Here is a 19,173-nt window from a genome sequence, read left to right on the forward strand (position 1 = left end):
TAAACTATTTTTGTGTTTGCAACAAAGCCTGAATCGTTTGCACTAAACCCTGTTGAAAATCACAAGGTTGCCAATTTAATTCCTGCTGAGCTTTTTCACTGTTTGGGATAGCTTGCCATTGTAAAAAATGGAGTTGGCCTTGGGCAATAAGGGGTGGCATTCCGGTGAGATGCGCCCATTTTTCGTTAAGCCAGGCAAATGCTTGCACCAATGTTAAAGGAGCAACGGGTGGTAGGCGTTTACGTTCAATGTGAGTTAAGGCCTGTTGTGCTATCGCTACAATCGTTTGATACGATTCACTTAAAATATAACGCTCGCCAATTTTTCCATGAAGTCCTGCTAACACATGACCTTCACCGACATCATGCGCCAATACTACGGGCATGCCTCCCGGTAATAAAAATGGAATTTTACCATCGATTAATCGTTGTAAAAATCCATTCACACCCAGTGAGCGGCTCGGCCCTGCGCCATAGACTGCTGCTGGATGCAAAAATATGGCGGGCAAATCGCATTGCAGGGCTTCTTCTACATAGCGATCAGCTTGTTGTTTAGAGCGTTCATAAGCCGTATGTTTATCTTCTTCAGCGAGTGCTGTTTCATCAAATACGCTGTGGACATTGGCTTTAAAGACGTCAATCGTGCTGGTATAAATAAATCGCTGAATGGCAGCGCGTAAACTGGCTTCGACCATATTAATGGTGCCATCCACATTCACCGTAAAAAATTGATTTTCATTTTTAAGCCATTGTTCAGGAATTCCTGCTGCGTGATACACGGTGTCACAATCCTGCAATGCAGCTTGAATGGAAGTGCGATCGGTGACATCTCCCATGACAATCTCACAGCCTAATTGCGCCAGATATTCCGCCCGCTTAGGCTCACGCACGAGAAGCTTAACGGGTAAATGACGTCTTAATAAAGCTTGCGTAATATGATACCCAACCAAACCCGTAGCGCCGGTAACTAATATTTTTTTTGTCATAGCACAATCTCCAAAATTAACTTTAAAATCGGCGAATTGGTTATTTGTCTCTGTTACTCGAATGCATTCGCCGTGGATTTAAATTCTGTTGAGTGTTCTTCGAAATAAGTTTGAATTTCTTCTGAATAAAAAGGCGTAGTCTACACCAACCTCGGAATAACTGAAAAACAGTTTATGGTGTGACATAAGTTGAGAGTCTGTGCTCATAAGGGTCGTGAGGGAATAAAAATAAACGGTTGGGTTATCTAATTGCATTCTAGTCAAGCGTGAGATCGATCATTTTAAAAATAAGTATTCCCCTGGTTCTCTTCGCAGTCACTTTAGCCAAAGTGAATGTTACTTCAACGATCTTTATAAGCTAAGCAGCATCCTAATCTTAGACGAAAGAGGGGGCGACATGTATAGAATCGACACTTTCAGACTCAAGCTCGAAGATTTTGCACAGGCGCTAAGAAAAAAATATTTACGCGCCACTTGTAAGTACGCCAGATTATGGTATATAATGTACACTATGTGGTGATGGGAATACGTGACTCGTAAATGGTTTTGGTAACCTCGTGTTGCCACTATGCCGCGCGACCCTCTCTGCGCGGAAATCGCTACTGGCGACCCCCAAACCAGTAGCACTTCTTCGCCCCGGTGATCTTCCCTTCCCCCTACCTAATCACATTACCGGGGCTTCTTTTATTAGCCTGATTCTGTTACAACAGGGCATGATGAAAAAACTTACGTCCACTTTTTTCGATCGCGATGCTGTGCAAGTTGCGCGCGAATTATTAGGCAAAATCATTTGCCATCATTATAGCGATCATCTACTAACGGCGATGATCATTGAAACTGAAGCCTATTATCTCGACGATAAAGCCAGTCACGCCTCCTTAGGGTTTACCGAAAAACGTAAAGCCCTATTCATGCCAGCAGGCACCATTTACATGTATTACGCGCGGGGTGGGGATTCATTGAACATCAGTTGTCAGGGTGCAGGTAATGCGGTTTTGATAAAATCGGGCATTGCATATCCCATTATTGAATCGTCTCCACAGATGATTTCGATCATGCAAACTTTAAATCCCATTTTACCCACTCAAAAAATTCGCGCTCGCGAAAAATTATGCAGCGGCCAAACCTTGTTGTGTAAGTCATTAGGTTTAAAAGTGCGCGATTGGGATCAGCAACAATTTAACGATGATTTTTATTTTATCGATAATGATTATTCACCCCAAAAAATTATTACGACCACACGTCGCGGCATTCCCAAAGGCCGCGATGAGCATTTACCGTATCGTTTTATTGATGCTGCTAACCTAAAATTTTGCAGTCGATAAGGTTAACTTGCTGAAGGTCCAAAGGTTTTTTGGTTGACAAAATTTGTAATAGGTATTAATTTAATTAATATTATAAACATCTTTTGTCAACTATATGTCTAAACACCTTTTTGCTCAACAAGCGGTCTTTACACTACAAGAATTTTACGATTCTTTAATAGCACAGGGTTCCCAAAACCAAACAACTCAATATAATTTATTACGTTACTATCTCAGCAAAGGGAAACTTATTAAAATACAGCGCGGATTGTTTGCTGTAGTTCCTGATTTGTTTACTCCAGAGACTGTGAATGTAGATCCATATCTTATTACAGGCAAATTAACTGGCGATGCAATTATTGCCTATCACACAGCGTTGCAATTCCATGGTGTGGCTTACACGGTTTACCAACAATTTTATTTCCTAACACGTTATAACAAAAAATTATTCTATTTTCATGATCATACTTTCCAAGGTGTTGCATTTCCTAAGATATTAATTACGCATCAACAAGAAAATGTTGCTACAGACACGGTAACACGTCAGGGAGTAAAATTACGCATTACTAGCTTAGAAAGGACTATAGTTGATGTTTTAGATAAGCCAGAGTTAGGGGGCGGTTGGGAAGATATATTAGCCTCATTTGAAATGGTTGGTGTGCTAAATATTCAAAAATTAATTGATTACGCTTTATTACTTAATAACGCCACACTCATTTCTAAAGTTGGCTTTTTTTTAGAGAAATATCAAAAGAATTGGGGGGTTAGTGAACAGCAATTGAATTTATTAATGAAATATTTGCCAAAAAGTAAACATTATCTGATTCGCAATAAACGTGGATCAGGTAAATATTTTTCTCGTTGGAAGTTGGTAATTCCTAATCGAATATTGCGACATCATGGAGAAGAATTCTAATGATTTTAGATAAACAAGGTTTAGCAGTAGCGGCTAATCAATCAGGTTTTCGTGAAGAAATATTAGAAAAAGTAACTCTGTTTGAGGGGATATCCAGAAACGATAAGGTGAGTGAATAGCAGTAATATGACAATCGTCCCAAAAATCGTGTGATTCAAAATGGCAAAACGTGCAGAACAAAAAACTTTATACAACAGTCATCCTTATTCCGGCAATCCCTCAAATCGTTTTAAATTGATTAATTTATCTTCCCAAGAAGCGCGATTTAAATAAAAAATATGGGCGGTGGGTTGGAGAGAGGTATCTTCATTTAAGGTGCCGGCTGGTAAAACTACGCTGGTACCTCCTGCTGATCTTGGCAGTGGACTGCCACAGGTTTTGCAAAAAGAGCGCTGTTTCCTAGTGTTTTCTAAGGTAAAATGAGTCATATTATTTTCACCCTGCTGCCACACTAATTGAGCATCTTGAAAAAAAACGGTGGCTGCATGACTGGTGCCTGTTTCTTTTCGGCATCGACTACAGTGACACAAATACATGGCGGTTGGTGCTGCTGCGGTAATGATATAATGGCAAGCACCACAAAGACATTGACCTTGATATTGATTCATTAGACACTTCATCCTGTCTTTAATTTTAAAACGACTATCATACTGTAAATCATAGTACGTTGAAAACTTGAGAAAATCATAATGAGCATGGCAACCTTAGTAGAAAATGTTGTGAACGTTTGGGGCGATAAAGGCAAAACCTGGTTGAATAACCTACCTAATATCATTGCTGAATTATCCATGCATTGGCAGTTGAGTGAGGTGAGGCCGGTAAAAAACCTGAGCTACAATTATGTCGCAACTGCTAAACAGCATCACAATTTACCGGTGGTATTAAAATTCAGTTGCGATAAGGCACTCATTGAAAACGAGTACCGCGCATTACAACAATTCAATGGGGTGGGATCGATTCAAGTTATTGACAGACACGCCGATTATAATGCCCTTTTGCTTCAACAAGCCATTCCAGGAAATCTGCTCAAAGAAAAAGACCGTAGCAATATTGCCGATACTATCAACATTTATGCAGGCGTTATAAAAACATTAGCATCAATTTCCACGGCAGATGGGGGATATACTCATGTGGCAACTTGGTGTGAGGCCATCGATAGAATAACCGATCCACGTCTAAGCCTTGACTATATTAATAAAGCAAAAGAACTTAAAAACTATCTTTTATCCACGGCCAATCACTATCTCTGTCATGGTGATTTACATTTAGAAAATATTCTAATGCATCACCAACAATGGTTAAGTATCGATCCTAAAGGCATATGGGGCGAAATGGCCTTTGAAGCGGCGGCTTTTGATGTGTTAGATAACTCAGATTGGGAATTTCCTGAAACTCTTACTCATAAACTGAAGCAGCGATTATCACTGCTGGCAAATAGTCTTGCGATTTCTGAGGATCGCTTGCGAGCCTGGGTTTTTTTGCGCGTCCTCATTTCAGCTCAATGGACTATAGAAGATAAGGGTGATCCTAATAAAATGCTCAGATTAGCAGCACTACTCTATCCTATGCTGGATAACACACGCCCTAACCTTAAGTCAAAATAAACCCGCAATAGCTGGTGATCATGGCATTTTTGTTTATAATCGATGTTTCATGGTCGGCAGCAGCTTCAATCCAGGTTGAACCATAGGACGTTTGGAATGCCTAAAACAACTCTTAATATTTTTAATAAAGATAAAATTATCAGCCAAACGAATCGCTGGGATTTGATTGCGTTGTTTTTAGTTCTGGGATTAATTGTGGGGTTAGTGTGGGGCGCAAAACAAATGACTGTACCCTATCAACTCGGCCAACCCATTCTAATTTCTTTAAACCCAAGTAAATTACCCGATTACGCATTACGATCCGTGCTGCGCATGCTCATTGCAATGTGTTTTTCATTATTATTTACGTTTACCTTTGGTGCCTGGGCGGCGAAAAGTAAACATGCGGAACGTATTATTATTCCCGCTATCGATATTTTACAATCGGTACCCATTTTAGGATTTTTATCCATCTCAATTGCTGGATTTATAGCACTTTTTCCAGGCAGCTTATTAGGCCCTGAGTGTGCGGCGATTTTTGTGATTTTCACTTCTCAAGCGTGGAATATGGCGTTAGGTTTTTATCAATCCTTGCGTACCTTGCCGCATGATTTGCATGAAGCAAGTGACATGTTCTTATTGTCGCCTTGGCAAAAATTTTGGCGAGTAGAAGTACCCTTTGCCATGCCGAGCTTATTATGGAATAGCATGATATCAATGTCTGCCGGTTGGTTTTTTGTGGTAGCTTCAGAAGCCATTTCTGTTGCAAATCATAATATCACGTTGCCTGGTATGGGTTCCTATATTGCATTAGCCATTAGCAATGCCAATAGCACGGCGGTTTTTTATGCGATAGTAACCATGCTAGTGGTAATTTTGTTATACGATCAATTGCTATTTCGCCCGATTATCGCTTGGTCAGAAAAATTTAAAACAGAATACGATCCTGAAGCGGCGATCGATCCCCCTTGGCTCACCATCTTATTACAACGCACGAAATTAATACGCTATGGCGGGATTTTTATTAGTGCTCTTACCGATTATTTTATTAATCTAAAAATATTTCCAACTCGAAAAAAAAATGGCTTACTGCCAAAATCTCACTCATTTACCTTAACGGCGGTGGTAGTTTGGTATGCTTTAATTTTTTTAGCAGTGCTCGCTACCTTGCATGGATTGTGGCATTTTATTTTTAAAACCTTAACTTTCCAAGATGCGATACATGTCGCCTATTTAGGATTTATCACGGGCTTGCGTGTTATTGTCTTAATTATTATTTGTTCACTCATTTGGGTACCTATTGGCGTATGGATTGGTCTACGTCCGCGAGTTGCCAGAATTATTCAACCTATCGCTCAATTTTTTGCAGCATTTCCAGCAAACTTATTATTTCCGCCACTGGTATTATTTATCATTACCTTTCATCTGAATGTGAATGTTTGGTGCACGCCACTGATGATTTTAGGAACCCAATGGTATATTTTATTTAACGTGATTGCAGGTACTACGTCACTTCCCAAAGATTTATATTACGCAGCAAAAAATTTTCAAGTGCAAGGATTATTAAAATGGCGACGATTAATTTTACCCGCTATTTTTCCCTTTTATGTGACTGGTGCGTTAAGTGCTGCTGGAGGTGCTTGGAATGCTAGCATTGTCGCAGAAGTTTTGACCTGGGGTAAAACTACATTGAGTGCGACAGGACTTGGCGCGTATATTACGCATTTTACCGAACTTGGAGATTATCCGCGCATTACTTTAGGCATCACGGTGATGTGCCTTTACGTATTAATTATTAATCGATTATTCTGGAAACCGTTATATAATTTTGCTGAAGAACGTTTTCAGATCCTCTGAATAAAAGGACTCGCGCATGAAGCCATTGCATAAAGATATTATTACAATTAAAAATGTCAAAAAATCGTTTAAAAAATCCGGTAATCAAGAATTATTAGTATTGGATAATATAAAATTTTCATTGCGTGAAAATGAAATTGTTGCCTTACTAGGAAAATCGGGATCGGGAAAATCTACCTTATTAAGAATTATTGCTGGATTAATTTTTCCTGATGCCGGAGAAGCTTTTTATCGCGGAAAATCCATTGAAAAACCCGTCGAAGGAATTTCTATGGTGTTCCAACATTTTGCCTTAATGCCTTGGCTTACCGTGTTGCAAAATGTCGAATTAGGCTTAGAAGCCTTAGGGGTGAATCGCCGCGAACGACGTCAACGAGCATTACAAGCCATCGATACCATTGGACTTGATGGATTTGAATCGGCCTACCCCAAAGAATTATCGGGTGGTATGCGGCAACGAGTCGGGATTGCGCGGGCAATTGTCGTCAATCCAGACTTATTATTAATGGATGAACCTTTTTCCGCATTAGATGTCTTAACCGCAGAAAATTTACGCAGTGATTTATTAGATCTGTGGCAATCCAAAAAAACCAATACTAACGGTATCTTGATTGTGACTCACAACATTGAAGAAGCAGTAGCACTAGCCGATCGTATTTTTATTTTTGGCAGTGATCCCGGTTACATTCGCGAAAAAATTATTGTGGATATTCCTCATCCGCGCAATGACGATTCTCCTGAATTTCGTCAATTAGTTGATGATATTTATACTGCCATGACCACACGCCGCGATGAATCGCCACAACAACGCACCCAACGTTTACGTAAAATTGATTTGAGTTTCCGTTTACCGGATGTGCAAGTATCTGAATTAACAGGGGTATTAGAAACTTTGGATACTCCAGAATATCAAGGGCGCATGGATTTACCCGAACTTGCTGATTACGCGCAAAAAGATATTGATGATTTAGTGCCTCTCACCGATATGTTAGTCATTCTTGATTTTGCGCAAGTGAAAGATGGCGATATTCAATTACTCGCCAAAGGTCGGGAATTTGCCAATGCCGATATTCTCGTGCGTAAACAAATTTTTAAAACGCAATTATTAAAATACATTCCACTCGCACAACATATTTGTCAATTATTAGATGAAAAATCGACTCATCGTTTATCTGAAGATTTCTTTTTAGATCAGCTTGAAGATTACTTCAGCGAAGAAGAAGCCGAAAGAATTTTACGTACCATGATTGACTGGGGGCGTTACGCAGAAATTTTCGCTTATGATTATAACGATGGTATGTTAAGTTTGGAAAATCCAAATTAAAATTTATTTCTCGCAATTGACTAAGCAGTATTTTATTTATCTAAAGAAATCTCTTGCTTTTCAGCATCTTTGGTTAGCAAATAAACGTTAATTCGCCGATTAATAGGATTTTCAGGATTAGCCTTATCCAAAGGATCGCTCGAACCCACGCCAGAAATCCGCATGATTTTTTCTTTTTCCAAACCGCCCCCGACTAACGCACGACGCGTGGCATTGGCGCGGTCGACTGATAATTCCCAGTTTGAATAACTGCCCAAACCACGGCCTGCAAACGGTTTAGCATCGGTATGACCCACAATTACGACTTTATTGGGCATATTATTTAATTCTTTGCCTAACCATTCCATCACTTGTTTAGTTTGCTCATTGAGTTCAGAGCTGCCAGACTCGAACATAGGTTTACCTTCAATATCATTTAAACGAATGCGTAAACCATTTTGCAAAACGTCGACATAAATTTGATCTTTAAATTGGGATAATTGAGGATCGTTTTTAATGTTATTTAATAATTGCTTTTTCAATTCTTCTAAACGCTTTTTTTCTTCTTCTTTCGCTTTTTGGTCAGCTAATTGCTTAGGATCGGGTTTGGCAGGAGGAATGGTTTTTTCTTCAGCCTTTTCTTTCTTTTCTTCTGCCTTAGCACCTTCCGGTAAGGGCATTTCTTTTTCCGTAATCGTGCGATATTTTGCTAAATTAGGGCTTAATGGATCTTTAAAATATTCAGCAATACCTTCTTTTTGATATTTATTCAAGGAAGCTAGTAACCACATTAATAAAAAGAATGCCATCATTGCGGTGACGAAATCGGCATAGGCAATTTTCCAGGCACCACCGTGATGACCATGCCCGCCAGCTTTAATTTTTTTAACAATGATGGGGGCTTTTTCTTCCTCAGTTTTGCTCTCTTTATCTTGTGCCATGGCAATAATCCTATTTTTTCAGCTCTTTTAGCATTTCGTCTAATTCATTAAAGCTTAAGCGTTCGGTAGAAAATAATACTTTGCGGCCAAATTCCAGCGCAATGGCTGGCGGATAGCTATTAATTGTTGCGAGAATAATAACTTTTACTACGACAAAGGCTTTAGAACTGGTTTCAACGCGATGTTTTAATAAGCCAGCTAACGGCCCCACAAAACCATACCCTAATAAAATACCTAAAAACGTTCCCACGAGTGCGGCAGCAATTAAAATACCTAATTCTGCTGGTGGTAGATTAATCGATTCCATGGTGTGGACTACCCCCATCACGGCGGCGACGATACCAAACGCAGGTAATCCATCTGCTAACGTTTGAATGGCACTTGCAGGTGCTTCACTTTCATGGTGGTGCGTTTCGATTTCCACATCCATTAAATTTTCAATTTGAAAATAATCGGCTGTCCCTGAAACTACCAAACGAAAATAATCGCAAATAAAATCTAATAAATGATGATCTTTTAAAACCAAGGGATATTCGGTGAATAAACTACTTTCTTTAGGATTTTCAATATCGTTTTCAATGGCAATGGGGCCACTGTTTTTCATTTTTAGAGTAATGCGAAACATCAAAGACAATAATTCGCCGTAAAATTTTTTATTGTATTTATCACCTTTGAAAACCGTGGGCAGGGCTTTTAATACTGCTTTAGAAACTTTTCCGCCATTGGTCACTAAAAACGCGCCAACAGCCGAACCACCGATCATCAAGACTTCAACCGGTTGCCACAGCGTGGCTAAATGCCCACCCGCTAAAGCAAATCCCCCAAAGACTGATCCAATAACAATTAAAAAACCGATAATCACAAACATGCTAGCATTAATCCCTGTTAGTTCGTCCTACAATGATTTTTTTGGTATGGATCTAGATGCTAAAACCAATCTCCGATTTTGTCAAAAGTTTACAATAATCAGACAGTTAATTTTTGTCAGCACGATCACGGCATCCTTGTTTACCCAGGCTTTTCCGCAGGGATCCCTGATCGGTGTTTGTGCTGCAAATTTTCCAATGAATTAGTATATAATCTAGCTTAGAAACTGACAGCAACCTCAAGAGACATGATGTGAAGATAATTTTTGCCGGCACGCCCGATTTTGCCGCTTTAGCATTAGAAAAATTAATTGCCTACGGACATAACATTGTAGCCGTTTATACGCAACCCGATCGCGCTGCCGGACGTGGGCGTCAATTACAAGCCAGTGCGGTGAAACAATTTGCTGAACACGCCGACATTCCGGTTTGTCAGCCGGTGAGTTTGCGAGATCCCGCTGTGGTTGCAGAATTAAAACACTGGCAAGCTGAGGTGATGGTGGTGTTTGCCTATGGTTTATTAATTCCTAAAACAGTGCTCGATATTCCGCCGTTGGGTTGTATTAATATTCATCCTTCATTATTACCGCGTTGGCGAGGTGCCGCTCCCATCATTCAGGCAATTTTAAATGGTGATGCGATAACGGGCGTGTCGATCATGAAAATGAATGAATATTTAGATACGGGTGATGTATATTTACAAAAAAAAATAGTGTTAGACGATTCAATGACAGCGGATTTTTTAAATCGACATTTAGCTCTCATGGGCGCTGAATTAACGCATGACGTGTTAACTCATATTACTACCTTAATTCCACAACCACAAAATGAACAGTTAGCGACCTACGCCAGTAAAATTAATACCAATGATGCTAAAATAAATTGGCAAGAGGATGCCTTAGTAAATTTACGAAAAATTAATGCGTTTAATCCACAACCTGGTGCATTTGCATTTTTTGCCGGACAACGGATTAAATTTTGGCAGGCACATCTTGAAATAATTACCCACCAAGCACATCCCGGCACACTCTTAAAAATTGATAAATCTGGGATTCTTATTGCTTGCGGCAAAAATGCCTTGCGAGTGGAAATCATTCAAATGCCTGGGAAAAAAGCTTGTTCAGTGGCTGAACTTATTAATGGACGCAGTTTGCCTTGGTCTTTACAAACGGTTTTGGAATAACTATGAAAAAAATAGCATTTACTATTTTATTGAAAGTATTACGCGAAAAAAAATCATTAAATTCTTTATTAGCTCTTGAGTTATCCACGATTAACGAAAGACGTGATAAAGCGTGGCTGCAAGAAATGGTCATGGGAGTATGTCGTTATTATCATCAATTAGAATGTTATTTAAATAGTTTAGTGGAAAAGCCCTTAACCGGAAAAAAGCTCCCCATAAAAATTATTTTATTGATGGGTTTATATCAAATTATTTATATGCGCACTCCCGAATTTGCCGCCGTTAACGAAATGGTGGAGCTTAGCAAAAAAATTAATGAAGCATGGGCGAGTAAATTAGTTAATGGAGTGCTACGTCGATTTTTACGCGAGCGAGAAAGTTTAGATCAAACATTAAATGAAAATGAGGTTTTTCGCTATTCACATCCGCAATGGATGATTGAAAAAATTAAACATCACTATCCTGAAAATTACCAGACTATTTTGCAAGCCAATAATTATATGCCATCGCTGGTTATTCGCGTTAATCTGCAAAAAATCACGCGCGATGACTATTTAAAATGTTTACTCGATAAGGGTATTCAAGCACAAGCCTGTCAATTAAGCCCTGCTGCCATAACAGTTAGTAGCAAAGTCATCATCCCAGAACTCCCTGGATTTCAAGCGGGTTGGTTTTTTGTACAAAGTGAAAGCGCGCAATTAGCGGCATATTTATTAGCACCGCAAAAAAACGATCGAATTTTAGATGCGTGTGCGGCACCAGGTGGTAAACTGTGTCATTTAGCAGAAATCGAACCACAATTAGAATTAATAGCGATAGAAAATAATCCGCACCGTTTGCAAAAATTACAAGAAAATATCCAGCGCATGCAAATCAATACCACTTTCTTCGGTGCTGAAGCGCAAGATCTGGCAAGTTGGTGGGATGAGATACCGTTCGATAAAATCATTTTAGACGTCCCCTGTTCGGCCTCTGGCGTTATTCGCCATCATCCTGATATTAAACTCTTGCGCCAAGAAAGTGATTTAATAACACTAACCAAAACACAAATGGATTTATTAACCACACTTTGGCAAACATTAAAACCTGGCGGAAAATTATTGTACGTGACCTGTTCGCTCTTTCCCGAGGAAAATCAGCGTATTATTCAACAATTTTTAGCCAAACACAGTGACGCTAAAATGCTAGAGCTTGCTTTTTTATCTCAAATGCTTACCATGCCAATTGTCACGAGTCTCACCCAAGATGGATTTTATTATGCGTTGTTGGGTAAAGATGAAATAAAATAATTTATACTAAGCCTTCGAAGAAGGCGTAGTGCTGTGTTGCTCAATCAAGAGGCCTTGCGCGCTTTTGGCGGGTTGCTTTTCGCTGGGTTTGAGTTGTTTATAAAATCCGGTTTTTTGCAATTCCCAGGCTTGCATATTATCTTGTAAGTGAACTTCTAATCCTTCATATTTGATGATCTTTTTTAATTCTGGATCTTCAATAGGTACGGCAATTTCCACACGATGTGCGAGATTGCGTTCCATCCAATCGGCGCTGCTAATATATAATTTTTCATCTCCACCATGCAGAAAATAATAAACGCGAGAATGTTCTAAAAATCTTCCAACCAAAGAACGTACACGAATATTTTCTGAAATATCCTTAATTTTTGGGCATAAACAACAGACACCACGAACAATTAAATCAATTTTCACTCCCGCACTTGATGCTTCATAAAGGGCTTTAATAATTCCTTCGTCAGTAAGCGCATTCATTTTGGCAATAATACGTGCCGGCTTGCCGGCTTTGGCTTGTTCAATTTCAAAATTAATATAATTTAATAAGGATTTATACAAAGTGAAAGGAGATTGTAATAATTTTTTTAATTTAACAATTTGTCCCATACCCGTTAATTGCTGAAAGACATTATGAATATCTTCAGTTATTGCTTGATCGTAAGTGAATAAACTAAAATCAGTGTAAAGTTTGGCATTGTTCGCATGATAATTTCCTGTGCTAATATGCGCATAACGTTTGATTTTCCCTTGCTCACGCCTGACCACTAATATCATTTTTGCATGCGTTTTGAATCCAATAATGCCATAGATAACCAGAGCACCTGCTTCTTGTAAACGCGAGGCAAAACCAATATTGCGTTCTTCATCAAAGCGCGCTCTTAACTCCACAACGGCGGTTACTTGTTTACCTGCGCGTGCGGCATCTACTAAGGCATCGGCCATTTGCGAATCTTTATCAAACCGATATAAAGTTAATTTAATGGCGAGCACATTTGGGTCAATAGTTGCCTGACGAATAAAATCAACAACTGGGGCAAACGATTGATACGGGTGATGTAATAAAATATCGGCATTACGAATAGTTTCGAAAATATCTTGTTTATGAGTCAGTCGATTGGGTAGTGTGGGAGTAAAGACTGGGAATAATAAATCAGGGCGATTAGTTAAGTCTAAAATGGTGCGAAATCGGCTTAAATTAACCGGACCATTCACTCGATAAAGTTCAGAATTATTTAAACCATGTTTATTTAATAAAAACTCAGCAATTTGATCGGGGCAATCGGCGGCAATTTCTAAACGCACCGCAGTGCCGTAGCGGCGTGAAAATAATTTATTTTTTAAGGCATGAGCTAGATCATCGGTATTATCTTCATCGACCAGTAAATCGCTATTACGAGTGATTCTAAATTGGTAACAGCCATTTACTTTCATTCCAGGAAATAATTCTTTGGCATATTCATTAATAATTGAATTTAATAACACATAATTATCGCCATGATCACAAATAGTATCGGGTAAACGAATTACCCGTTGTAAATTACGCGGTGCATTCACGACCGCTAAACCACTATCGCGATTGAATGCATCTTTTCCAGTTAACGAAACAATATAATTTAAACTTTTATTGACCAGGCGTGGAAAAGGATGAGCGAGATCTAAACCAATCGGTGAAATTACTGGTAAAATTTCATCTTCAAAATAATGTTTAATCCAATCTGCTTGTTCTGGTGTCCAATCGCCGACATTTAAAATATAAATTTTTTCTCGATGAAGTGCCGGAATTAAATCATCATTTAACAGTTGATACATTTCTTGCACGAACATGTGCGCCGTCACCGAAATTCGGCTCATCACTTCTTCTGTGCTCAACCCATCGGCATCGATCCGCGGCCTACCATAAAGCAATTGATTTTTTAAGCCCGCTACACGTACTTCGAAAAATTCATCGAGATTAGAACTACAAATAAACAAATAATTTAAACGTTCCAGCAAGGGCAACGAGCGATCGTAGGCCATGGCTAGAACGCGATAATCGAATTGCAATAATGCTAATTCGCGATTTATAAAGCAATCGCTAGAATAATTCGTTGTCATGATGAACCACTATTGCGTTTTATCCCCTATATCTTTATTTTAGCTCAAAATGGCAAAATGAATGGAAAAAGATGTTAAAACCCACAATCGTGCACATTGCAATGGCAACACCACTCAGAAACTGTTTTGATTATCGTTTAGATGACACTCAGCGTATTCCCGCTATTGGTGCACGGGTGTTAGTGCCTTTTGGTGCGCGTCAAATGGTAGGGATCGTTATTGCCGTAGATACTCACACGGAATTAGCGCTTAAACAATTAAAACCAATTATTCGAATTCTAGATGAGACGCCCTTAATTGATGAAACGTTATTAAAGTTATGTCACTGGGCAAGTGATTATTATCATCATCCTTTAGGTGACGTACTCAGTAGTGCACTACCAAAATTATTACGTGAAGGTCGTGAAGCTAATTTATCATCTACTAATAAAATAACTAGCAAAAAGAAAATGAATGATGATGATAAACCCTCAATAATTTTAAATTCAGAGCAAATCGCAGCGGTGGAAAAAATTACGGCGCAATTAGATCATTTCGCCACCTTTTTACTGGATGGTGTAACTGGTAGCGGGAAAACAGAGATCTATTTACAAATTATTGAAAAAGTGCTCCAACACCACAAACAAATATTGGTATTAGTGCCAGAAATTGCCCTCACGCCCCAAACCATGATCCGATTTACCCACCGTTTTGGCGACCAGGTGACGGTGCTACATTCTGGGTTAACCGATAAAACACGTATGCAAATTTGGCTGAAAATTCGTGATGCTACTATTCCCATCGTGATTGGTACGCGTTCTGCAATTTTTACACCGTGTCGTCAATTAGGATTAATTATTTTAGACGAAGAACACGATTTATCATTTAAACAACAAGAAGGCTTTCGCTACTCAGCACGCGATTTAGCAATTGTACGTGCTAAACAATGCGCCATACCCATTATTTTAGGTTCAGCAACTCCGTCGTTAGAAAGTTATTTGAATGCTAAACAGAGGCGTTATCATTATTTGCAACTGACAGAACGTGCTGGTAATGCTATGCTACCTAAAATAAATATTATAGATTTACGATCTCAAGAATTAAAAGCCAATTTAACGCCAACGGTGATCGAAGGAATTCATCAAACCCTGGAAAAAAAGCAACAAGTATTATTATTTTTAAATCGTCGAGGTTATGCGCCACTGGTAATGTGTCATCAGTGTGGTTGGATGGCAGATTGCAAAAACTGCGATGCGCATTTGACTTGGCATGCCGCAGAAAAAAAATTATTTTGTCATCATTGTGGAGCTAATCAAAATTTATTTAAACACTGTCCACAATGCCAAGCGCAAACGTTATTTACCGTTGGAATAGGTACCGAAAAACTAGTTGAACAATTAACACAATTATTTCCTGATAAAACTATTGTGCGGATTGATCGCGATACCACACGAAAAAAAGGTGAACTCGAAAAGCTCTTAACGCAAATTCAAAATAATCAGGCCGAAATTATTGTGGGCACACAAATGATTGCAAAAGGACATCATTTTCCTAAAGTCACTATGGTGGTCATTGTCGATGCCGATAGCGGTTTACTTAGTGCCGATTTTCGTGCCAGTGAACGCATGGGGCAATTATTAATGCAAGTGTCAGGTCGCGCCGGGCGAGAAGATCAGTTTGGTCAGGTTTATATACAAACTCATCAACCCCAACATCAATTATTACAGTGTTTAATCAAACACGATTATCATCAATTTTTAACAGTGCTTACTCAAGAACGCCGCATCGCGCAATTACCGCCGTTTAGCTACCTCGCATTAGTACGAAGTGATGCCAAACAGCGCCAAGATGCTATTGAGTTTTTAGAATCGTTTAAAAAGTATTTGATCAATGAAAATATTACGGTATTAGGTCCAATTCCTGCATTATTAGAAAAGCGCGCTGGAAAATATCGTGCCTTATTATTATTAAACGCTAAGCAAAGAGCACCATTGCACGCAGCAATAAAAAAATGCTTAAAGAAAATTGAACATACTTCACAGCCGAGAGTTCGTTGGAGCGTGGAAATCGATCCGCAAGATGTTTTGTCTTGATTAGCTTATGTAATAGATTTCACCCAATCGGGGAAAAGCTTAACTTTGTTAATATCAGCCGAATTGAATAAAAATGGCCGGACATCATTGGCCAAATCACTAAAATCTACTTTTGAGCATTTTTCAATTAGGTAATCTTTTAATTTATTAATATTGTCTATATTCAGTTTCAATTTAAGATATTCGAAATTAGGTTTTGTTTTATTGGACAAAAAAATGATATCAAAAAAGTCTCTTCCCTTCGGCCTTTTTCGGTTAAACGCTGCATATAATTTTTGACTAAAAAGAACATCTAGTGGGGAGGTAACTATGTTTTGCAGGACATCAAAACGGTTAATAAGTTTCAATTCTGTGTTATGTGGAAATGACTGAGGTTCAGTATCAAATTGAATTAATATGATTTCTTCTTTAATTGGAGATAATTTATTGTCATAAAGAAGCTTTGGGATTTTAATTCGACAACGAAAAGCATTCTTCATGGTATTTTTTATGGTTGACTCAAATCCTTCATTTTTTAATGATGAGCATATAATGTGAGTTAACTCAGTCAATGATTCCCGATTTAATCCTAAATTATCGAAATCAAGGTCTTCTGAAAATCGCTGGTTTTGATATAAGATCCTTAAAGCAGTTCCGCCAATAAAAGACAAATCTTTTCCATATTTGCTAGAATAAATAATATTCAGTATTTTATATTGTAAATATTCTCGTAAAATAAATCGTTTGAATGGACGTAGCTTTTCTGGATATTCCTTTTCAATCTCATTAATTAGTAACATAATCGAGGAACCTCATAGTACGTTGAGTGAGTTTTCTTTTATCAAAAATTTTTAAATAGCAAAATAATTTTTCTCGATCAATTTTGGCGTTCAATTCATTTTTATCAAAACGTAATTCGTAAAAGAAATTCAGATTATCAGCTTCTGGCATTAAGTATAAAAAATCTAATAATGCCTTTTCAAGAAATGCAATATTCACTTTGCCAAATTCAGTATCATGTAAATAATAACCAAATATCAGCGTTGGTTTTAGATGGCGATAATTAAAATTCGCAATCTCAGACTCGAAACGTTGAGTTTTTTTGCTAGTAATGGCCGTAATTTCAAATACTCCTTCAGGGATCAAATTATGCAGCGCAAAGACGAGTTCGAGAGAAATATAGGAAGGATAAACTAGCTTGTTAGCAATCAACATTAATAACTCTTCGGTGAGAGGAATATCAGCAAATAGATACCAGCCCCGTATTATTCGTTTGATATAACCTTTTTGTTCCCATCGGGTTAGCTCTGACGACCGAATGCTCGGTGCTTTGAGGCGAAGGGTCTCCAGCGAGAACAAACCAAGCGGTTTGAGGTACTTTTCTAAGTCGCGATAATGCATTTTGTTTCTCGAAGTATACAAAAATGTATATTATAAGAAATATAATCAACTTTTTAGGCAAATTCAAGCGCATAAGATTTAAGTACGCTCAAAGCTAGGATACCTAGTATCTCCTAACTTAAGGTATTTTTTTGCAGCATAATACTCACTTTTAACCCGCCTTCGGCTAGATTGATTAAAGAGATATCGCCACCCAACGCGTGAATAATATCTCTGGCCACGGCTAAACCTAAGCCAGTTCCGCCCGTTTGACGAGAGCGCGATCCTTCCACGCGATAAAAAGGTTCGAATACTTTTTCCATTTCTTTTTCGGGAATGCCAGGACCTTGGTCGCTGATTTCAACAATAATATGATCATTTTTTTCTAATAATTTTACTACCGCGAGATTACCGTACTTCACCGCATTTTCAATTAAATTACTAAATACGCGTTTTAGCGAGTTAGGTTTACTGTAATAAATTAAACGCTTTTCATAATTCTCATAATGAACATTCAATCCAGCATCCGCTAAATCTAAACACAGCGCTTCCATAAATGCATCAAAATCGAATTTTTCCATCATTTCATCTTGATAATCATCACGTGCAAAATTCATGGTGGCTGAAATCATCGCCTCCATGTCTTCTAGATCGCGTAATATACGTTGATATTGTTCGTGATCGTCAATTAATTCAGCGCGTAATTTAAGTCGGGTTATTGGTGTGCGTAAATCATGAGAAATTGCTGCTAACATTTGCGTACGATTGGTAATTAAGCGTTTAATGCGAGTTTGCATTTCGTTAAAAGCACGGGTGGCTTGTTTAATTTCTAGCGGTCCTTGTTCAGCTAATGGAGGTGCATTAACATCAATACTTAAGCGTTTTGCTGCACTGAAAAAATTGACTAGTGGCAATGCTAAACGACGCACTGCCCATGCGCATAATAAAAATGCTGCACCAGCCATGAGTAATAAGGTAATTACCGTAAAAAAAACTAAGATATGGCTTGATTCAACAAATTGACCATTAATGTTTAACCAATTACCATCATCTAAATTAAGTGATAATTGAAATTTATTATCTTGAATATTATTAATATAATTACGAATGCGTAGTGGATTAGCATGATGAATAATGACAGATTTATCTTTGGGAGATTTATCTAGTGCAATAGTGAGATCGGAATTATTAACGGCACTAATAATATGTTCTAATTCATCGCGCGGTACCACTAAGGCAATACGGACGATTTGCGAAATGCGATTGGCTAATTCGTTACGACCTGGATTATGCAGAACATAACTGTGATACAAATCGTAAATTAAAAAACTCGAAAATTGAATAATTAAAAAGCCAATAAATAATAATAAAAAAGTTTGGCGTCCCATACTGCCTGGAAATAAACGAAATGATTTTAACATGAG

At 38.3% G+C, this 19,173-nt stretch carries 15 protein-coding genes and 1 pseudogene; 8 read left to right on the forward strand and 8 right to left on the reverse strand.

Annotation, left to right across the window (positions count from 1 at the left end):
• Positions 1–4: 4 nt before the first annotated feature.
• Positions 5–985, reverse strand: a complete 981-nt coding sequence (locus tag KIT27_06595; GenBank protein MCW5589318.1) for an SDR family NAD(P)-dependent oxidoreductase — start codon at positions 983–985, stop codon at positions 5–7.
• A gap of 716 nt (positions 986–1,701) precedes the next feature.
• Here KIT27_06595 and KIT27_06600 point away from each other — a divergent pair.
• Both KIT27_06600 and KIT27_06605 read left to right on the forward strand, forming a co-directional pair.
• Positions 1,702–2,310, forward strand: coding sequence for a DNA-3-methyladenine glycosylase (locus KIT27_06600; protein ID MCW5589319.1), 609 nt, complete (start codon positions 1,702–1,704; stop codon positions 2,308–2,310).
• Between the two features lie 94 nt (positions 2,311–2,404).
• The gene (locus KIT27_06605) at positions 2,405–3,205 is read left to right on the forward strand and encodes a hypothetical protein (protein ID MCW5589320.1); all 801 of its coding nucleotides are present in this window, start codon (positions 2,405–2,407) and stop codon (positions 3,203–3,205) included.
• 203 nt (positions 3,206–3,408) lie between these two features.
• On the opposite strand, the gene KIT27_06610 is transcribed toward KIT27_06605, so the two are convergent.
• The gene (locus KIT27_06610; protein MCW5589321.1) at positions 3,409–3,813 is read right to left on the reverse strand and encodes a GFA family protein; all 405 of its coding nucleotides are present in this window, start codon (positions 3,811–3,813) and stop codon (positions 3,409–3,411) included.
• A gap of 87 nt (positions 3,814–3,900) precedes the next feature.
• On the opposite strand from KIT27_06610, the pseudogene KIT27_06615 reads away from it, so the two are divergent.
• The 3 genes and pseudogenes from KIT27_06615 (at position 3,901) to KIT27_06625 (ending at position 7,969) form a co-directional block, all read left to right on the forward strand.
• Positions 3,901–4,888 (forward strand): annotated as a pseudogene (locus KIT27_06615) (phosphotransferase).
• 17 nt (positions 4,889–4,905) lie between these two features.
• Positions 4,906–6,645: an ABC transporter permease subunit gene (locus tag KIT27_06620; GenBank protein MCW5589322.1), complete on the forward strand. Its 1,740-nt coding sequence runs from the start codon at positions 4,906–4,908 to the stop codon at positions 6,643–6,645.
• A 25-nt stretch (positions 6,646–6,670) separates the two neighbouring features.
• The gene (locus tag KIT27_06625) at positions 6,671–7,969 is read left to right on the forward strand and encodes a nitrate/sulfonate/bicarbonate ABC transporter ATP-binding protein (protein MCW5589323.1); all 1,299 of its coding nucleotides are present in this window, start codon (positions 6,671–6,673) and stop codon (positions 7,967–7,969) included.
• A gap of 32 nt (positions 7,970–8,001) precedes the next feature.
• Here KIT27_06625 and motB read toward each other — a convergent pair whose 3' ends face one another.
• On the reverse strand, positions 8,002–8,889 hold the full coding sequence (motB, locus tag KIT27_06630; protein MCW5589324.1) for a flagellar motor protein MotB: 888 nt from the start codon (positions 8,887–8,889) through the stop codon (positions 8,002–8,004).
• A 10-nt stretch (positions 8,890–8,899) separates the two neighbouring features.
• Positions 8,900–9,757 (reverse strand): flagellar motor stator protein MotA, encoded by an 858-nt coding sequence (motA, locus tag KIT27_06635; GenBank protein MCW5589325.1) that lies wholly within the window; start codon positions 9,755–9,757, stop codon positions 8,900–8,902.
• 251 nt (positions 9,758–10,008) lie between these two features.
• Between motA and fmt the strand changes: the two genes are divergently transcribed.
• Both fmt and rsmB read left to right on the forward strand, forming a co-directional pair.
• Positions 10,009–10,938 carry a methionyl-tRNA formyltransferase gene (gene fmt / locus KIT27_06640; GenBank protein MCW5589326.1) on the forward strand — a complete coding sequence of 310 codons (930 nt, stop codon included), beginning with the start codon at positions 10,009–10,011 and terminating at the stop codon, positions 10,936–10,938.
• A gap of 2 nt (positions 10,939–10,940) precedes the next feature.
• Positions 10,941–12,227, forward strand: coding sequence for a 16S rRNA (cytosine(967)-C(5))-methyltransferase RsmB (gene rsmB, locus KIT27_06645; protein ID MCW5589327.1), 1,287 nt, complete (start codon positions 10,941–10,943; stop codon positions 12,225–12,227).
• 6 nt (positions 12,228–12,233) lie between these two features.
• Here the strand turns inward: rsmB and ppk1 are convergent, their stop codons facing one another.
• Positions 12,234–14,318 carry a polyphosphate kinase 1 gene (gene ppk1 / locus KIT27_06650; protein MCW5589328.1) on the reverse strand — a complete coding sequence of 695 codons (2,085 nt, stop codon included), beginning with the start codon at positions 14,316–14,318 and terminating at the stop codon, positions 12,234–12,236.
• A 71-nt stretch (positions 14,319–14,389) separates the two neighbouring features.
• Between ppk1 and KIT27_06655 the strand changes: the two genes are divergently transcribed.
• A complete protein-coding gene (locus tag KIT27_06655; GenBank protein MCW5589329.1) occupies positions 14,390–16,390 on the forward strand; it encodes a primosomal protein N' in 2,001 nt (666 codons plus the stop codon).
• A gap of 5 nt (positions 16,391–16,395) precedes the next feature.
• Here the strand turns inward: KIT27_06655 and KIT27_06660 are convergent, their stop codons facing one another.
• The 3 genes from KIT27_06660 to KIT27_06670 form a co-directional block, all read right to left on the reverse strand.
• Entirely contained in the window at positions 16,396–17,169 is a 774-nt protein-coding gene (locus KIT27_06660) for a nucleotidyl transferase AbiEii/AbiGii toxin family protein (GenBank protein MCW5589330.1), read from the reverse strand.
• A complete protein-coding gene (locus KIT27_06665; protein ID MCW5589331.1) occupies positions 17,156–17,584 on the reverse strand; it encodes a hypothetical protein in 429 nt (142 codons plus the stop codon). The genes KIT27_06660 and KIT27_06665 overlap by 14 nt, the downstream gene beginning before the upstream one ends.
• A gap of 299 nt (positions 17,585–17,883) precedes the next feature.
• Complete coding sequence (locus KIT27_06670) at positions 17,884–19,170, reverse strand: hypothetical protein (protein MCW5589332.1); 1,287 nt, start codon at positions 19,168–19,170, stop codon at positions 17,884–17,886.
• Between the last annotated feature and the right edge of the window lie 3 nt (positions 19,171–19,173).

It is taken from the genome of Legionellales bacterium, from assembly GCA_026125385.1.
Lineage (GTDB): Bacteria > Pseudomonadota > Gammaproteobacteria > JAHCLG01 > JAHCLG01 > JAHCLG01.